This window comes from Lysobacter arseniciresistens ZS79, assembly GCF_000768335.1.
Lineage (GTDB): Bacteria > Pseudomonadota > Gammaproteobacteria > Xanthomonadales > Xanthomonadaceae > Novilysobacter > Novilysobacter arseniciresistens.
Window position 1 is genome coordinate 77,201 of the sequence record NZ_AVPT01000006.1, and the last position, 17,423, is coordinate 94,623.

Consider the following 17,423-nt stretch of genomic DNA (forward strand, 5'->3'; position numbering starts at 1 on the left):
ACCCTTTGGCCTGGCCCGCGGCCCGGCCGACCTGGAGGACACGACAAGGCGCATGACCAAGACGACCCGTCCCGACACCCACGGAATGAACCTCGGAAGGGCATCGCGCCTGCTGGTCGTGGCCGCCGCCGCGCTGGTGCTCGCGGCCTGCTCCAGCACCGTCACCCGCACCGCGGGGCCGGGGTCGACGCCCAAATACGGCGCCACCACCATCGTCCAGAAGGGCGACACGCTCTACCGCATCGCCACCGACAACGGCATTGCCGTGCGCGACCTGGCCGCTTGGAACGGGCTGGCGCCGCCGTACACGATCTACCCGGGCCAGCGGCTGTCGCTGTACCCGGCCGGCGGCCGCGCGACCCCGTCGCGCTCCACCGCGTCCACCACACCCCCGCGTACGACCACGCCCGGCCGCGATGCCGGTCCGGCGCGCACGTCGCCACCGCCGGCCAGCGCCGCACCGGTCAACAGCGGGGTCGACTGGAAGTGGCCGGTCGACGGCCAGCTGCTCAGCCGGTTCGAGGCCGGCGAGCCGACGAAGCAGGGCATCGACATCGCCGGCACCGGAGGCGCCCCGGTGCGCTCGGCCGCCGACGGCACGGTGGTGTATTCGGGTTCGGGCTTGGTCGGCTATGGCGAGCTGATCATCATCAAGCACAACGAGCAGTGGCTGTCGGCGTACGGCCACAACCGCACCCGGCTGGTGGCCGAGGGCGCGGTGGTCAAGGCCGGCCAGCAGATCGCCGAACTCGGCCGCACCGGCGCCTCGCGCGACCAGCTGCACTTCGAGATCCGCCACAACGGCAAGCCGGTCGACCCGCTGCTGCACCTGCCGCGCAAGTAGCGCGGCGGGCCACCCGGTCAGGCCGGGAGGATGAATCCGGCGACGACCTTGCGGCCTTCGCCGGCCAGCACGTTGAAGGTGCGGGCGGCGGCGGCGTTGGTCATCACCTCGATCCCCACGCCGCGGCGCAGACCCTCGGCCAGTACCGCGGGCGAGGGGAACACCTGGCGCTCGCCGGTGCCCAGCAGGATCACCGCCGGCGCCATCTCCAGCAGCGGTTCCAGCATCTCCGGCGTCATCGCGGCGGCGCCGGTCGCCGCCCAGTCACGCAGCAGGCGGTCGGGGGCGATCACGAAACTGCGGGTCAGCTGCAGGTCGTTCACCCGCGCCACGGCGCCGTCGGCACCGCGCAGGAAGAACTCGTGATCGGGACGTTCGAGGGTCAGTTGCATGGCGTTCGGGTGGGGCGGATGGCCATCCGGTCCCGCGGCGGCTCGTCAGGACCGCGGCAGGACGATCTGGCGCTTGTCGGTGCCCGGGCGGTACAGCACCACGGTGTGGCCGATGCGCTGCACCAGCGCGGCGCCGGTGCGCCCGGCCAGCTCGGCCATCATCGCGTCGCGGGCCTCGCGGTCGCCGGCGGCCACCTTGACCTTGATCAGCTCGTGGTGCTCCAGGGCCAGGTCGACCTCGGCCACGACGGCGTCGGTGAGGCCCTTTCCGCCGATCTGCAGCATCGCCTTGAGGTCGTGCGCCTGCCCGCGCAGGAATCGGGTCTGGGCGGCGGTCAGGGCGGTCGGCATGGGGGCACGCAGGACAGGAGATACAGGGCCCGCAGGGTATCATGGAGACCCTGTCCCGACGCCGGCGCCCGATGGCCACACGCAGCAAAAGCAGCCAGCGCTGGCTGAAGGAACACCACTCCGACCCCTTCGTGAAGAAGGCGCGGGCGGAGGGCATGCGCTCGCGGGCGGTCTACAAGCTCGAGGAGTTGGTCGAGCGCGACCGCCTGCTCCGGCCGGGCATGGTGGTGGTGGACCTCGGCGCGGCCCCCGGCGGCTGGTCGCAGTGGGTCCGGCAGGAGCTGGGCGACAGCGGCCGGGTGATCGCGCTGGACATCCTCGAAATGCCGCCGCTGGCGGGGGTGGAGTTCCTTCATGGGGATTTCAGGGAGGATGCTGTCCTATCCCGGCTGGAGCAGAGCCTGGGCGGCAAGCCGGTGGACCTTGTACTGTCCGACATGGCCCCCAATAAAAGCGGTGTGGATGCGGTCGACATGCCGCGGGCGATGTACCTGTCCGAGCTGGCGATGGATTTCGCCGACCGCCACCTCAAGGTCGATGGCGCGTTCCTGATCAAGCTGTTCCAGGGCGTGGGTTTCGATGAGTACGTAAAGGAGCTGCGCCGCCGCTATGCGAAGGTGTCGATCCGCAAGCCGGCCGCGTCGCGCAAGCGCTCGCCGGAGGTCTACGCCCTCGCCCAGGGCAAGCGCGCCCAGATCAAATAACCCGTGACCCCGCCCAACAACGACGTGACCGACTGAATGAACGACCTGGCCAAGAATCTGATGCTGTGGGTGATCGTCGCCGTCGTATTGATGGTGGTGTTCCAGGCGTTCGGCCCGCGCACCGCCGGTGGCGGCGTGGAGACGCTGGCCTACGACCAGTTCATCCAGCAGGTGCAGGCCGACCGGGTCGAGAGCGTCAAGATCGCCGAGGACCGCACCACCATCACCGGCGAGCGCAAGGACGGCAGCAGCTTCACCACCTACAGCCCGGGCGACAAGGACCTGGTCAACGACCTGCTCGAGCACGACGTCGCGATCACCCAGACGCCGCCGGGCGGGCCGTCGTTCTGGTCGATCGTGCTGAACTTCCTGCCGATCATCCTGATCATCGCGTTCTGGATCTTCGTCATGCGGCAGATGCAGCAGGGCGGCAGCAAGGGCGCGATGAGCTTCGGCAAGTCGCGCGCCAAGATGCAGGGCGAGGACCAGGTCAAGGTGACCCTGGCCGACGTCGCCGGTTGCGACGAGGCCAAGGAGGAGGTCGGCGAGCTGGTCGAGTTCCTGCGCGACCCGTCGCGGTTCCAGAAGCTCGGCGGCAAGATCCCGCGCGGCGTGCTGATGGTGGGCCCGCCGGGCACCGGCAAGACCCTGCTGGCGCGGGCGATCGCCGGCGAGGCCAAGGTGCCGTTCTTCAGCATTTCCGGCTCGGACTTCGTCGAGATGTTCGTCGGCGTCGGCGCCAGCCGCGTGCGCGACATGTTCGAGCAGGCCAAGAAGCACGCGCCGTGCATCATCTTCATCGACGAGATCGACGCGGTCGGCCGCCACCGCGGCGCCGGCCTCGGCGGTGGCCATGACGAACGCGAGCAGACCCTGAACCAGCTGCTGGTCGAGATGGACGGCTTCGAGGGCGGAGAGGGCGTGATCGTGATCGCCGCGACCAACCGCCCGGACGTGCTCGACCCGGCGCTGCTGCGCCCCGGCCGCTTCGACCGCCAGGTCGTGGTCGGCCTGCCCGACGTCAAGGGCCGCGAGCAGATCCTGCGCGTGCACATGCGCAAGGTGCCGCTGTCGGACGACGTCGAGCCGATGGTGGTGGCGCGCGGCACGCCGGGCTTCAGCGGCGCCGACCTGGCCAACCTGGTCAACGAGGCGGCGCTGTTCGCCGCCCGCGAGAACGCCAAGGACGTGCGCATGGAGCACTTCGACAAGGCGCGCGACAAGATCCTGATGGGTGCCGAGCGCCGTTCGATGGCGATGAGCGAGGACGAGAAGAAGCTCACCGCCTACCACGAGGCCGGCCACGCGATCGTCGGCCGGATCGTCCCCGAGCACGACCCGGTCTACAAGGTCACCATCATTCCGCGTGGCCGCGCGCTGGGCGTCACCATGTACCTGCCCGAGGGCGACAAGTACAGCTACAACCGCACCGCGATCGAGTCGCAGCTGTGCTCGCTGTACGGCGGCCGCGTCGCCGAGGAGCTGATCTTCGGCAACGACAAGGTCACCACCGGCGCCTCCAACGACATCGAGCGCGCAACCAAGATGGCGCGCAACATGGTCACCAAGTGGGGCCTGTCCGACGAGATGGGGCCGATCGCCTACAGCGAGGAGGACGACGAGGTGTTCCTCGGTCGCTCGGTCACGCAGCACAAGAGCGTGTCGGACGACACCGCGCGGCGCATCGACGAGGTCGTGCGCGGCATCCTCGACAAGGCCTACGACCGCACCACGACGATCCTGCGCGACAACCTCGACAAGCTGCACGTCATGGCCGACGCCCTGCTGCAGTACGAGACCATCGACGCCCACCAGATCGACGACATCATGGCCGGGCGCACGCCGGGCCCGCCGGCCGACTGGGGCAAGTCCGGCAAGTCGCCCAAGGACGACGCCGGCCACCCGCCGGGCGCGGTGATCGGGCCGGCGGCGCAGACCTGACCGCCCGCCTTGCCGGACACTATCGAAAAGGCCAGAGTTCGCTCTGGCCTTTTTCTTTGGCGTCGCCGCATGTTCCAGACCGCCCCCGTGCTCGACTGCAACGGCCGCGAGCTCGTGCTCGACCGGCCCCGCGTGATGGGCATCGTCAACGTCACGCCCGACTCGTTCTCCGACGGCGGCGCGCACGACACCACCGATGCCGCCTTCGACCACGCGCTGCGGCTGCTGGAGGAGGGGGCCGACATCCTCGACATCGGCGGCGAGTCGACCCGGCCGGGTGCCGACGACGTGCCGGAGGAGGAGGAGCTGCGACGGGTCGTCCCGCTGATCCAGCGGCTCGCACGCGAGACCTCCGCGCCGATCAGCATCGACACCTTCAAGCCCGGGGTGATGCGCGCCGCGGTCGAGGCCGGCGCCGGCATGCTCAACGACGTCTACGGCCTGCGCCGCGAGGGCGCGCTCGACGCCGCCGCCGCGCTCGGGGTGCCGGTGGTGCTGATGCACATGCTCGGCGAACCGCGCTCGATGCAGGACGCGCCGCACTACGACGATGTGGTCGGGGAGGTGCACCGCTTCCTCGCCGAGCGCATCTTCGCCGCCGAGATGGCCGGCATCGACAAGAAGCGCATCGTCATCGACCCGGGCTTCGGCTTCGGCAAGGACACCGCGCACAACCTTGTGCTGCTTGCGCAACTGGAGCGTTTCGGCGACCTCGGCGTGCCGGTGCTGGCCGGGCTGTCACGCAAGCGCACGATTGGCCAGATCACCGGTCGCGACGTACCGCGCGAGCGCGTGCATGGTTCGGTCGCGGCGCACCTCGTCGCCGCCCAGCGCGGCGCGCGGTTGCTGCGCGTGCACGATGTCGCGGCCACTGTCGACGCGCTGAAGGTATGGGAGGCGGTGGCCGCCCAACCGCAGCCACGGGGGCCGCAGGCGCCGGCGGACATCCGCTGGCCGGATGACGACTGAGCGTGGTATCGCGACCCCGGCGGGCACCTGGCCAGAAATTCGCCATGTCGACCACGGCCCTTGCCCCGCCTGCCTTGCAGCCGGTTGTCCACAGCTTGGCCCGCGCGCTTGTCCACAGCCGCTGTGCATAAGCGGGGCTGAACGCGTGGGCTGAAACCTCAGCCGCATCTGCGTTAGGCTGGCCCATTCGCGCGCCGCCGGCACAGGCGACGCCCATTCGCGTGCGCCGCGTCGCGGTGCCCAAAGCATGACCGGGGGAGCCTGTTGCAATGACAGCCAGCACACCGTTACTCGTCACCTTCTCGATCTACCTCGCCGTGGTGATCCTGATCGGTTTCATCGCGTGGAAATCGACCAAGGACTTCGACGACTACATCCTTGGCGGCCGCTCGCTCGGGCCGTGGGTGGTGGCGCTGGCGGCGGGCGCGTCGGACATGAGCGGCTGGCTGCTGATGGGCCTGCCCGGGGCGATGTACGTCGGCGGCGTGTCGGAGAGCTGGATCGCGATCGGCCTGATCCTCGGCGCGTACGCCAACTGGCGCTGGGTCGCAGGTCCGCTGCGCATCTACACCGAGCGTGCCGGCGACGCGCTGACCATCCCCGACTACTTCACCAACCGCTTCGCCGACCACGACCGCCTGCTGCGGGTGCTGTCGGCAATCGTGATCCTGGTGTTCTTCGCGGTGTACTGCGCCTCCGGCGTGGTGGCTGGCGCGCGCCTGTTCGAGAGCGTGTTCGGCCTGCCCTACGAGCAGGCGCTGTGGTGGGGCGCGGCGGCGACGATCCTGTACACGCTGGTCGGTGGCTTCCTCGCGGTCAGCTGGACCGACACCCTGCAGGCTGCCCTGATGTTCTTCGCGCTGCTGCTGGCGCCGAGCATCATCCTGATGAACAACGGCGGCTTCGAGGCCACCGTCGACGTGGTGCGGCAATTCGACGCCGGCCGGCTCGACTGGTTCGGCGGCGGCGCGCTGGGCGTGGTCGGCGTGGTGTCCGCGCTCGCCTGGGGCCTGGGCTACTTCGGCCAGCCGCACATCCTTGCCCGCTTCATGGCCGCCGACAGCGTCGCCACGATCCCGCCGGCACGCCGGATCGGCATGGCCTGGATGATCCTGTGCCTGGCCGGTTCGCTCGGCGTCGGCTTCTTCGGCATCGCCTACTTCGCCAATCATCCGCAGGCAGCCGGCCCGGTCGACGCCAACGCCGAACGCGTGTTCATCGAGCTTGCGAGCCTGCTGTTCAACCCGTGGGTGGCCGGCGTGCTGCTGTCGGCCATCCTCGCGGCGGTGATGAGCACGCTGTCGTGCCAGCTGCTGGTGTGCTCCAGCGTGATGACCGAGGATTTCTACCACGGCTTCCTGCGCAAGCACGCCAGCCAGAAGGAACTGGTCTGGGTCGGGCGCGCGTCGGTGGCGCTGATCGCGCTGGTGGCGCTGTGGCTGGCGCGCGATCCCGACAGCAAGGTGCTCGGCCTGGTCAGCTATGCGTGGGCGGGCTTCGGCGCCGCGTTCGGGCCGGTGGTGATCCTGTCGCTGTTCTGGCAGCGCATGACCCGCAACGGCGCGCTGGCCGGCATCGTGGTCGGCGCCGCGACGGTGATCGCGTGGAAGCTGTTCGCGGTCGACCGCATGGGTTCGGAGCTGTACGAAATGGTGCCGGGCTTCATCGCCGCGACCATCGCGATCGTGCTGGTCAGCCGGCTCGACCGCGAACCGCCGCAGGAGATCCGGGCGATGCACCAGCAGGTGCGCGCATCGCTGCGCGAAACCGGGTACTGATGCGGGGCTGATGCTCCGGGCGGCCATGGCGAGCGCAGGCGGACAGGCGGTGGATGGTTCCCGTCCGCCGGCACGGCCACGGGCCATCGCCCTGATGGGCCCGACCGCGTCGGGCAAGACCGCGCTCGCGATCGACTGGGCCGAGCGCCTGGGCGGCGAGATCGTCAGCGTCGACTCGGCGCTGGTGTACCGCGGCCTCGACATCGGCGCGGCCAAGCCGACGCCGGCCGAACTGGCGCGCGTGCCGCACCACCTGGTCGACATCCGCGAACCCTGGCAGCCGTACTCGGCCGCCGAGTTCGCCGCCGACGCCCGCCGCGCGCTTGACGACATCGTCGCGCGCGGCCGCATTCCGATCCTCGCCGGCGGCACCGGCCTGTACTTCCACGCGCTGCTGCAGGGGCTGTCGGCGATGCCCTCGGCCGACCCGGACACCCGTGCGGCCATCGCCGCAGACGCCGCGGCGCGTGGCTGGGCGGCGCTGCATGCCGACCTCGTCGCAATCGACCCGGCCGCGGCCGCCCGCATCCACGCCACCGACGCCCAGCGCATCCAGCGTGCGCTGGAGGTGTACCAGTTGTCCGGCCGCACCATCAGCGAGTGGCGCGACGAACCGCCCGCGCCGCGACTGCCGTTCCACGTCCTCAAGCTGGTGCTGGCGCCGGCCGACCGCGCCGTCCTGCACGAGCGCATCGCCCGGCGATTCAACCTGATGCTGGATGCCGGCTTCCTCGACGAGGTGCACCGCCTGCGCGCGCTGCCGGAACTGCAATCGCACCCGGCGCCACTGGAATTGCCGGCACTGCGCGCGGTCGGCTACCGGCAGGCGTGGGAGCACCTCGACGGCGCCACCGACGCCGCCGGCTTCCGCGACCGCGCGATCTTCGCCACCCGGCAACTGGCCAAGCGCCAGTTCACCTGGCTGCGCGGTGAACTCGACGCCCGCTGGTTCGATCCGCTGGGCAGGCGCGACGGGCTGGAGCAGGCGCTGGCCATGTTCCTGCCGAGCGAGGGTGCCGCCAACGCCGAGCCGGCCGCCAGCCGCTGAATCTGCGCGGCCACCCACGTCCGGACAACCCGCACTCCCGGCCGCGGTCACGAAACCCGCGATCCACCTGCGCCGGGCCTATTCCGCCGCCGCGGTTGCGCTACCATCGGTCCATTGCCGTCGTGGGGACAACGGTCGGCGATGCGGCCGCCAGCGGGCGCCGTCCATAACTAGAACCTAAAAAGTCGGGGGAATTTCGAATGTCCAAGGGACAGTCCTTGCAGGATCCTTTCCTGAACGCACTGCGCCGTGAACGCGTGCCGGTGTCGGTGTACCTGGTCAATGGCATCAAGTTGCAGGGCACCATCGAGTCGTTCGACCAGTTCGTCGTGCTGCTGCGCAACACCGTCAGCCAGATGGTCTACAAGCACGCAATCTCCACGGTGGTGCCCGCGCGCAACGTCCGGGTCGGTCCGGGTGGCGGTTACGTGCACTCCGGCGAAGGCAACGGCCACGCCGACGAGCAGCCCGGGGACGAATGAGCGGAGCGGCGGGGCGGGCTTGTTTTTCCGGGCCGGACGCACCATGTACGGGCTGACGGCCCCGCGCCCCCGAGATCCCCTCCTTGTTCGAACGTTCCCGCAAGGGTGAACACGCACTGCTGATCCAGCCCCACGCCGGTGGCCCGCCGGACGAGGGACTGCTGGAGGAGTTCGCCGACCTCGCCCGGTCGGCCGGTGCCACCGTGGCCGGCGTGGTCACCGCCCGCATCGACCGCCCCAACGCCGCCATGCTGATCGGCAGCGGCAAGCTGGAGGAGGTCCGGGCCGCCGCCGAAGCCAGCGACGCCGATCTGATCCTGGTCAACCATCCGCTCGGCCCGGGCCAGGAGCGCAACCTCGAGCGCGCGCTGCAGCGCCGGGTGGTCGACCGCACCGGCCTGATCCTCGACATTTTCGCCCTGCGCGCCCACAGCCACGAGGGCAAGCTGCAGGTCGAACTCGCCCAGCTGCGCCATATGTCGACGCGGCTGGTGCGCGGCTGGACCCACCTGGAGCGCCAGCGCGGTGGTTCGATCGGCCTGCGCGGCCCGGGTGAAACCCAGCTGGAGACCGACCGCCGGCTGCTGCAGAAGCGTCTGGAGCAACTGCAGAAGCGGCTCGACAAGGTCGAAGTGCAGCGCAACCAGCAGCGCCGCGCGCGGATGCGCAGCGAGCTGCCGCGGGTCGCGCTTGTCGGCTACACCAACGCCGGCAAGTCGACCCTGTTCAATGCCCTGACCGGCGCCGGCGCGTACGCCGCCGACCAACTGTTCGCCACTCTCGATCCGACCGTGCGACGCATCGAATTGCCGGGTGGCGGGGTGGTGCTGGCCGACACCGTCGGCTTCGTCCGCGACCTGCCGCACGAACTGGTCGCCGCTTTCCGCTCCACGCTGTCCGAGGCGCGCGATGCCGACCTGCTGCTGCACGTGGTCGACGCCGCCGACCCGCTGCGCGACGAGCGCATCCGCCAGGTCGACGAGGTGCTGCGCGAGATCGGCGCCGGCGACCTGCCGCAGGTGCTGGTGTTCAACAAGATCGACCGCCTTGGCGAAGGCGCCGACGACCAGGACGCCGACGCAGGCACCGGCTCGGCGGCCACCCGGCCGCATCCGCGCATCGACCGCCCGGCCGAGGGTCACCTGCGGGCGTGGGTCTCGGCGCGCGAGGGGCAGGGCATGGACCTGCTTCGCACCGCCATCGGCGAGGCACTGGAGCTGCGCCACGTCGCCGGCGTCATCGAGTTGCCGCCCGGCGCCGGCCGCCTGCGTGCCCGCCTGCACGAACTCGGCGCCGTGCGTGCCGAACAGGCCGGCGAGGCTGGCTGGCAGCTGCAGGTGGACCTGGCCGAGTCCGATGCGCTGCGGCTGTACGCCCAGCCGCACGGCGACGTGCTGCTGCCGCTGCTCGACGCCGACATGCTCGCGCGCGTCAATCCGGATGCGGACTTCCGCGCCGGGCTTGCTTGAGGCCGTCCGCCCCCCCACCTAGAATCGACGATCGCCTGCGCGACCCGCGCCGGCAGCCGATGCATCCGCCACGATCGCACGCACCGTCCGGTTGCCGCGCCCGTCGCACCCAACTTTCGAGGAGCAGGCATGGCCTGGAACACCCCTGGCAGTGACAATTCCGGCGGCGGCCGGCCGCCGCGGCGACGGCCCGGTGGCAACAACCCGCTGGATGGCGTGCTCGAGTCGCTGCGCGGCCTGTTCGGCGGCAACGGCGGCGGGGTCGGCCGCTGGGTGCTGCTGGTGGTCGGTTTGTGGCTGGTGTTCAACTGCTTCGTGCTGATCACCGAGCAGCAGCGCGGCGTGGTGCTGCGTTTCGGCGAGGTCGCCCGGGTGCTGCAGCCCGGCCCGCACTTCAAGCTGCCGTGGCCGATCGAGACCGTCGCCAAGGTCAACGCCACCGCCATCAAGACCTTCAGCACCAACGTGCCGGTGCTGACGCGCGACGAGAACATCGTGCAGGTCGACATCAACGTGCAGTACCGCGTCAGCGACCCGCAGCAGTACCTGTTCGGCACCCGCGACGCCGACGCGATGCTGCAGCAGGCCGCGCTGAGCACCGTGCGCGAGCAGGTCGGTCGCTCCACACTGGACACCGTGCTGGGCGCCCGCAACGCGCTGGCGGTGTCCTCGCGCGAGCAGCTGCAGGCCTCGCTCGACGCCTACCGCACCGGCCTGGTCGTGACCGAGATGAACCTGCCCAACGCGCGCCCGCCGGAGGAGGTCAAGCCGGCCTTCGACGACGTCAACAGCGCCCAGCAGGACAAGGACCGCCTGATCAGCGAGGCGCAGGCCTACGCCGCCCAGGTGGTGCCGGAGGCGCGCGGCCAGGCCGCCCGCGTGCGCACCGTCGCCGAGGGCTACAAGGCCGCCGCGGTGGCCAACGCACAGGGTGACGCCGACCGCTTCTCGCTGCTGGTCGAGCAGTACCAGGACGCGCCGGAGGTCACCCGCAAGCGCCTGTGGCTGGAGACTGTCGAAGAGGTCCTGGCCGGCACCCGCAAGGTGGTGGGCGGCGACTCGCGCCAGCTGATCTACGTGCCGATGGACAACGCCGGCGGGCAGGGCGGTTCCGCCGCGCGCGCGCCGATGCTGACCCCCGAAACACTTTCGCCGGAGGTCACCAGCACCGCGCCGGCCGACACCGGCGGCAGCCGCACCGGGCGCACCCCGCGCACCGGCCGTGAGGAGGTGATCCGATGAAGTACTCCGCATGGGTGGCGGTCGCCGTGGCCGTGCTGCTGGCGCTGATGGGTTCGACCTACGTGGTCCGCGAGGGCCAGGTCGCGATGGTGCTCAACCTCGGCCGCGTCGCGCGCACCGGTATCGACCCGGGGCTGCACTTCAAGTGGCCGCTGGTGGAAACCGCGATGGTGTTCGACCAGCGCCTGCAGGTGCTGGACGCCGAGCCCGAGCGCTACCTGACCTCCGAGCGCAAGGACGTCAGCGTCGACTTCTTCGCGGTCGGCATGATCGAGGACGAGCGTGCGTTCTACCGCGCCACCGGTGGCGACGAGAGCATCGCGATCGCCCGCCTGGCGCCGATCATCAAGGACTCGCTGCGCAACGAGATCAACGCCCGCACGCTGAAGGAGATCGTCTCGGGCAACCGCTCCGACATCATCGACAGCCAGCTGGCCGCGATCAACAAGGGCGCCGAGACCGTCGGCGTGGCGATCGTCGACCTGCGGATCAAGCAGATCGACCTGCCGACCGACAGCCAGGTGATCACCGACGTCTACCGCCGCATGCGCGCCCAGCGCCACGAGGTCGCCAGCCGCCTGCGCGCGGAAGGTGCCGAGCAGGCCCAGACCGTGCGTGCGCAGGCCGACAAGCAGCGCGCGGTGATCCTGGCCGAGGCCGAGCGCGACGCCCAGCGCCTGCGCGGCGAGGGCGACGCCGAGGCCACCGCGATCTACGCCGAGGCGGCGCAGAAGGACCCGGGCTTCTACACCTTCCAGCGCAGCCTGGAGGCGTACCGCAAGTCCTTCGAGGACGGCAACGGCGTGATCGTGCTCGACCGCGACGACGCCTTCCTGCAGTACCTCGGCAGCGACCGCTGAGGCCGGCCGCGGGCCGGGGATGGCCGGGCCGGGCGCCGTCGCACCGGCCACTGGCCCCGGCCCCCGGAAACCCGGATAATGCACAAAAGCCGGCTGGGGGCATTCCCCGCCCGGCTTTTTCTATGCGCGGACCATCCGCCCGGGCGGCCCCCACACCGCCGCCCGCCACGCCAGGAGCAAAGCAATGGGTCAGTCAGTCGTCGTTCTCGGTGCCCAGTGGGGCGATGAAGGCAAGGGCAAGATCGTCGACCTGCTGACGCAGGACATCGGCGCGGTCGTGCGCTTCCAGGGCGGTCACAACGCCGGCCACACGCTGGTGATCAACGGCAAGAAGACCGTGTTGCACCTGATCCCCTCGGGCATCCTGCGCGAAGGCGCGCTGTGCCTGATCGGCAACGGCGTGGTGCTGCACCCGGGCGCGCTGCAGAAGGAGATCGCCGAACTCGAGGCCGAGGGCGTCGAAGTCCGCTCGCGCCTGAAGATCAGCCCGGCCACGCCGCTGATCATGCCGTACCACATCGCCCTCGATCAGGCCCGCGAGAAGGCCGCCGGCGGCAAGGCGATCGGCACCACCGGCCGCGGCATCGGCCCGGCCTACGAGGACAAGGTCGCCCGCCGCGGCATCCGCGTCGCCGACCTGCATTACCCCGAGCAACTGGCCGAGAAGCTGCGCGCCGCGCTCGATTACCACAACTTCGTGCTGACCCAGTACCTCAAGGTCGAGCCGGTCGACTTCCAGCAGACGCTCGACGAGGCGCTGGCGTTCGGCGAGTACGTCGAGCCGATGAAGTCCGATGTCGCCGGCATCCTGCACGACCTGCGCAAGCAGGGTAAGCGCGTGCTGTACGAGGGCGCGCAGGGCTCGCTGCTGGACATCGACCACGGCACCTACCCGTACGTCACCAGCTCCAATACCACCGTCGGTGGCGCGCTCGCCGGCACCGGCGTCGGCGCCGACTCGATCGACTACGTGCTCGGCATCGCCAAGGCCTACGCCACCCGCGTCGGCGGCGGCCCGTTCCCGACCGAGCTGCATGACGACGTCGGCCAGGGCATCCGCGACCGCGGCCAGGAGTACGGCGCCACCACCGGCCGCCCGCGCCGTTGCGGCTGGATCGACATCGTCGCGCTCAAGCGGGCGGTGGCGATCAATGGCATCAGCGGCCTGTGCATCACCAAGCTCGACATCCTCGACGGCATGCCGACGCTGAAGATGTGCATCGGCTACCAGTACCGCGGCAAGCAGACCGAGTACGCCCCGCTCGACGCCCAGGGCTGGGACGAGTGCGTGCCGGTGTACCTGGAGTTCCCGGGCTGGGAGGAGAGCACCCACGGCATTACCGAGTGGGACAAGCTGCCGCCGGCCGCGCGTGCCTACCTGCGCGCGCTGGAGGAGCTGTCGGGCTGCCCGCTGGCGATGGTGTCGACCGGCCCGGACCGCGACGCCAACATCATCCTGCAGGACCCCTGGGCCTGAGCCCGCCCGCATGACGAAGGCCCCGCACGCGCGGGGCCTTTTTCATTGCGGTGCGTGCCTCGCGGCGGCGCGACTCAGAAGCCGCTGCGGATCGAGATCCCCGCGCTCCAGTCGGGGCTGCCGTCGGACAGCCCGCGACCGGCGTAGACCTGCACGCTGCCGCCGGCGTCGGTCGGCAGGGTGTAGAAGCCGACCGCGTCGCGGCGGTCGTCGAGGCCTTCGGCGCTGGCGCTGCGGTGTTCGAGCATCGCGCCCAGCCGGCCGCGCCCGGCCTGCCGGCTGACGCCGAGGTTGCCACCGACCACGCTGTCGACATCGATCCATGTGGAGTCGCCGAGCCAGGTGTGGCCGACGCCGCCGAACAGCATCGTGCCGTCGAAGTCGCGGTGGAGGCCGACGCTGACGCCGTAGTCGTTGGCGCCGGTGCCCAGCCCTTTGTCCTCGTCGGCCGTGGCGATCTTGGCGCTGGCGCCGAGTTCGACGCCCAGCGCGCTGCCGGTCGGTACCGCGTATGTCGCCGCCAGGGTGACGTCGCCGATGCCCGAGGCGGTGCCGCGCTGCAACCCGCCGTCCGCATCCTCGGACGAACCGCCGCCAAGCAGTCCGTCGCGGCCACGGCCGAGCGGGTTGAGGTTGTCGACCGGACCGGTGGTCGGCAGCACGTTCGGGTCGCCCGACACGCGCAGCCACGGCACGCTGGCGCCGAAGGTCCAGTTGCCGCTGCGCACGCGCGCGGAGACCGGGATGGAGAGGATTCCGGTGTCGAGCCCGGTGCCGTAGTCGCCGCGGCTGTAGTCGGCTCCTATGCCGAACGACGCGCCATCGGCGGCGTGGGCGAGGCCGCAGGTGGCCAGCAGGGCCGACAGCAGCGCCGGCGCCGCAAGCGGACGCGGGCTATGGGGAAGTCTGGATCGGATCATCGGCTGGCTCCGCTGTGGGCGGACCGCCGAGCGCCCGGAGACGCTCGACGGCACGGGTGGGTTACAGCAGGCCGCCGCCGAGCACCGGACGCGTCGGCAACACCGGGCGCTCCGGACGGGCCGGCGTCCCGGCACCGATCCCGACATCCAGCCCGACACTGCCGCGCGCGCCGGCATCGGCGCCGGCCGGGCGGGCGGTCGCGTTGCCGCGCGCGTCGATGCCCACCTGCACGCCGGCATCGACGCGGGTGCGCGCGGCGGCGCTGCCGGCCTCGTCGACCTCCGCTCGCACGCCGTCCACCAGCGAACCGGCGGCACCCACGGCCACATCGGCCGCGGCGTTGGCGCCGGCGCGGGCCTGGCCCACCACCGCCGCACCGGCCGTGGCCGTGCCCGCCGCCTGGGAGGCGAGATCGACCCGATGCGCGGTGCTGACCGCGGCGCCCAGGTCGAGGTCGAGGCGCTGGGCGACCCGGCCCCAGCCCATGCCTTCGGCGCGCAGACCGGCGACGGTGTCGACCGCGGCATCGAAGCTGCCGGCGGCGCCCGATTCGACCAGCGCGGCGGACAGCGCCATCGCGGTGTCGACTTCGCCGTACGCCATGGCGCCCGCCGCGGCCGACGCGGACTGCAGGCGCGACACCTGCGCGGCGGCGGCCTCGGTCGAACCGGCGACGTCGGCGTAGTGGGCGGCGAGCTGCTCGGCGCGGATGTCGCCCTGCGCGGCGGCAGCGGCCTCGGCGCGGGCGGCGGCGTCCGCATTGCCCGAAGCCTGCTGTGCTAACGCCGAAGGGGCGGCGGCGAGCAGGGCGGTGAACAGGATCGAATGGATCAGGGGCTTGGAATTCATCGTTCGCGTCTCCGTTTCGCCGCGGCCATTCCGCAGCGCTTGGAGGGGTTACGAACGGGGCGGCGGATTTCTTCCGCCGGATCGGCAGGCCGACCGGCCGTAGTCAGGATTCGTTCAGCGGGACCCGCCGGCGGCGACCGCCGGTCGTGCCTCGACCAGGCCGAATCCGTAGGTGTCGTCGCGGCCGTCCTCGCCGAGGTCGCGCGCGGTCACCGCCAGCCGCTCGCGGACCTTCCGGGCGACCGCTTCGTCGCGCCGGCCGAGCCCGTGCGCCGCCGCGCGCGCCACCAGCGGCGCGGCGAACGAGGTTCCGCGCACCGTGGTCCAGCCGCCGCCGGAGCGGGCCGCGCGCACTTGGCTGCCGCGCGCGGCGAAGTCGACCTGCGCCCCGCGCACGGCTTCGGGCAGCGCCCGGCCGCGCGGGTCCACCGCGGTCACGCCGATCACGCCGGGATAGGCCGCCGGGAACAGCGGCGGCGACGCCGGCCCGTCGTTGCCGACCGCCGCGACCAGCACGTGGCCGCGTGCCGCCAATGCCGCGGTGGCGCGCTGCACCAGCGCGTTGTGCGGGCCGACCAGGCTGATGTTGATCACGCCGACGTCCTGTTGTGCCAACCATGCCATCGCCTCGGCGAAACCGTCGGCCGCGCCGCCGGCCGGCTGTCCGCAGTAGATGTCGGCGGCGAACAGGGTGCCGCCGTCGCCGCCGTCTTCGCCACCGACCAGCAGCGAGGCGACCGCGGTGCCGTGGCCGTCGGGCACGACCCGCCCGTCGCAGCCCCAGTGCCGCACGTCGACGCCGGCCATTGCCGGGTGGCCGGCATCGACACCGCTGTCGACCAGGCCGACGCGGACGCCGCCGCCCGTCGCCGCGACATCGGTGCCGGCAGCAGCACCGGTACCGGTTCCGACAGCGCCGGAGCCGAAATACAGGTGGTTGAAGTCGTAGGTGCCGGCCGGGTCGAGCCGGCGCAGCTGCTCCAGCGCCGCCGCGGTCCCGAGCCCGTCCGGCGCGCGCAGCACCACCAGACGCAGGCCGAGCGGTTCCAGCGAGCGGGTGCGGCCGACGTCGAACCCGGCGTCGCGCGCAAGTTCGAGCGCGGCCGCGGCCGGGTCGATCGCGACCACCTCGCTGCGCACCACCGGCGCTCCGGCCGGGTCGAGCTCGACCCGCGCCGGGTGGCGGCGCAGCAGCTGCTCGACCGTCGGCGTCCGCACCGGCACCGCCTGGATCGTGTCGCGCACGGTTCGCGGCAGCCGCTGCACGGTGTCGCGGACCTGCGGCAGGGTCGTCGGCAGGCCGCCGCCGGGCAGCCCCGCCAGTTGCGCCTGCGCCGGCCATGCCAGGAGGCACAGCAGCAGCGGCAACACAGGGCGCAACAGCGGACGCGGATCGGGCATGGGCGGTGTTCCGGGTGGACGGGATGGCACGGTCCGGCCTGCGACAGCGCCGGTGCTAGCATCCGGCGCCAGCGGCGGGTGTCGCCGGCCCCGCGGCCGGGGCGGGACCGACAGCCTACCGTCGCGACCCCGCCCGACGATGAACGGAGACAAGGACCGGCGGAAGAAAACCGCCGCCCCGGACGTATCAATCGATGACCGCCCCCGAATCCCTGCCTGAACTGCAACAGTGCGTGTGCGACCTGCTGCCGCGGCTGCGGCGGTTCGCCCGCGGCCTCGCCGGCAACCCGCACGACGCCGACGACGCCGTGCAGATCGCCGTCGAGCGCGCGCTGTCGCGGGCGTCGCAATGGCGCCCGGAGCAGGGACTGGAGCCGTGGCTGTTCGGCATCGTCCGCAACGCCTGGCTCGACGAGGTGCGGTCACGCCGGCGGCGCGGGCGGGTGTTCGCGCCGGAAGAGGAGGGCGAGCACGTCGGCCACGCCGGCGTCGATGCCCATTCGGACCTGCTGTCGGTGGAGGCGGCGATGATGCGATTGCCCGAGGAACAACGCGCCGCGGTGGCGCTGGTGCTGGTCGAGGGGCTTTCCTACAAGGAGGCCGCGGCGGCGCTGGAGGTGCCGGTCGGCACCGTCACCAGCCGGCTCGCGCGCGGCCGCGACACCCTGCAGCGCCTGCTTGGCGGCAACCGGTGA

General features: G+C 71.6%; 17 protein-coding genes. 12 read left to right on the forward strand and 5 right to left on the reverse strand.

Annotated features, from left to right (window positions below; all coding sequences use genetic code 11):
* The first annotated feature begins 85 nt into the window (after positions 1-85).
* On the forward strand, positions 86-844 hold the full coding sequence (locus tag N799_RS05165) for a peptidoglycan DD-metalloendopeptidase family protein (RefSeq protein WP_036208823.1): 759 nt from the start codon (positions 86-88) through the stop codon (positions 842-844).
* Between the two features lie 17 nt (positions 845-861).
* Here the strand turns inward: N799_RS05165 and N799_RS05170 are convergent, their stop codons facing one another.
* Positions 862-1,236, reverse strand: a complete 375-nt coding sequence (locus N799_RS05170) for an Mth938-like domain-containing protein (RefSeq protein ID WP_036208826.1) — start codon at positions 1,234-1,236, stop codon at positions 862-864.
* 45 nt (positions 1,237-1,281) lie between these two features.
* Entirely contained in the window at positions 1,282-1,587 is a 306-nt protein-coding gene (yhbY, locus tag N799_RS05175; RefSeq protein ID WP_036208828.1) for a ribosome assembly RNA-binding protein YhbY, read from the reverse strand.
* Between the two features lie 71 nt (positions 1,588-1,658).
* Between yhbY and rlmE the strand changes: the two genes are divergently transcribed.
* The 10 genes from rlmE (at position 1,659) to N799_RS05225 (ending at position 13,557) form a co-directional block, all read left to right on the forward strand.
* Complete coding sequence (rlmE, locus tag N799_RS05180; protein WP_036208831.1) at positions 1,659-2,291, forward strand: 23S rRNA (uridine(2552)-2'-O)-methyltransferase RlmE; 633 nt, start codon at positions 1,659-1,661, stop codon at positions 2,289-2,291.
* 36 nt (positions 2,292-2,327) lie between these two features.
* Positions 2,328-4,232, forward strand: coding sequence for an ATP-dependent zinc metalloprotease FtsH (gene ftsH, locus N799_RS05185; protein WP_036208836.1), 1,905 nt, complete (start codon positions 2,328-2,330; stop codon positions 4,230-4,232).
* Between the two features lie 69 nt (positions 4,233-4,301).
* Entirely contained in the window at positions 4,302-5,201 is a 900-nt protein-coding gene (folP, locus tag N799_RS05190; protein WP_036208839.1) for a dihydropteroate synthase, read from the forward strand.
* 269 nt (positions 5,202-5,470) lie between these two features.
* Positions 5,471-6,979: a sodium/proline symporter PutP gene (gene putP / locus N799_RS05195; protein WP_036208841.1), complete on the forward strand. Its 1,509-nt coding sequence runs from the start codon at positions 5,471-5,473 to the stop codon at positions 6,977-6,979.
* Positions 6,980-7,004: 25 nt separating this feature from the next.
* Positions 7,005-8,027 (forward strand): tRNA (adenosine(37)-N6)-dimethylallyltransferase MiaA, encoded by a 1,023-nt coding sequence (gene miaA / locus N799_RS05200; protein ID WP_052101264.1) that lies wholly within the window; start codon positions 7,005-7,007, stop codon positions 8,025-8,027.
* A 200-nt stretch (positions 8,028-8,227) separates the two neighbouring features.
* Positions 8,228-8,509: an RNA chaperone Hfq gene (gene hfq, locus N799_RS05205; RefSeq protein WP_036208844.1), complete on the forward strand. Its 282-nt coding sequence runs from the start codon at positions 8,228-8,230 to the stop codon at positions 8,507-8,509.
* Positions 8,510-8,592: 83 nt separating this feature from the next.
* Positions 8,593-9,978 (forward strand): ribosome rescue GTPase HflX, encoded by a 1,386-nt coding sequence (hflX, locus tag N799_RS05210; protein ID WP_052101251.1) that lies wholly within the window; start codon positions 8,593-8,595, stop codon positions 9,976-9,978.
* Between the two features lie 129 nt (positions 9,979-10,107).
* Positions 10,108-11,220 (forward strand): FtsH protease activity modulator HflK, encoded by a 1,113-nt coding sequence (gene hflK, locus N799_RS05215; protein WP_036208848.1) that lies wholly within the window; start codon positions 10,108-10,110, stop codon positions 11,218-11,220.
* Positions 11,217-12,080, forward strand: coding sequence for a protease modulator HflC (hflC, locus tag N799_RS05220; protein ID WP_036208849.1), 864 nt, complete (start codon positions 11,217-11,219; stop codon positions 12,078-12,080). The genes hflK and hflC overlap by 4 nt, the downstream gene beginning before the upstream one ends.
* 184 nt (positions 12,081-12,264) lie before the next feature.
* Positions 12,265-13,557, forward strand: coding sequence for an adenylosuccinate synthase (locus N799_RS05225; protein WP_036208852.1), 1,293 nt, complete (start codon positions 12,265-12,267; stop codon positions 13,555-13,557).
* A gap of 74 nt (positions 13,558-13,631) precedes the next feature.
* On the opposite strand, the gene N799_RS05230 is transcribed toward N799_RS05225, so the two are convergent.
* The 3 genes from N799_RS05230 to N799_RS05240 form a co-directional block, all read right to left on the reverse strand.
* The gene (locus N799_RS05230; RefSeq protein WP_036208854.1) at positions 13,632-14,477 is read right to left on the reverse strand and encodes a hypothetical protein; all 846 of its coding nucleotides are present in this window, start codon (positions 14,475-14,477) and stop codon (positions 13,632-13,634) included.
* Positions 14,478-14,538: 61 nt separating this feature from the next.
* Entirely contained in the window at positions 14,539-15,327 is a 789-nt protein-coding gene (locus tag N799_RS05235; RefSeq protein ID WP_036208858.1) for a hypothetical protein, read from the reverse strand.
* A gap of 114 nt (positions 15,328-15,441) precedes the next feature.
* Positions 15,442-16,728 carry a S8 family serine peptidase gene (locus tag N799_RS05240; protein WP_036208861.1) on the reverse strand — a complete coding sequence of 429 codons (1,287 nt, stop codon included), beginning with the start codon at positions 16,726-16,728 and terminating at the stop codon, positions 15,442-15,444.
* 194 nt (positions 16,729-16,922) lie between these two features.
* Here N799_RS05240 and N799_RS05245 point away from each other — a divergent pair, with 194 nt between their 5' ends.
* On the forward strand, positions 16,923-17,423 hold the full coding sequence (locus N799_RS05245; RefSeq protein WP_052101252.1) for an RNA polymerase sigma factor: 501 nt from the start codon (positions 16,923-16,925) through the stop codon (positions 17,421-17,423).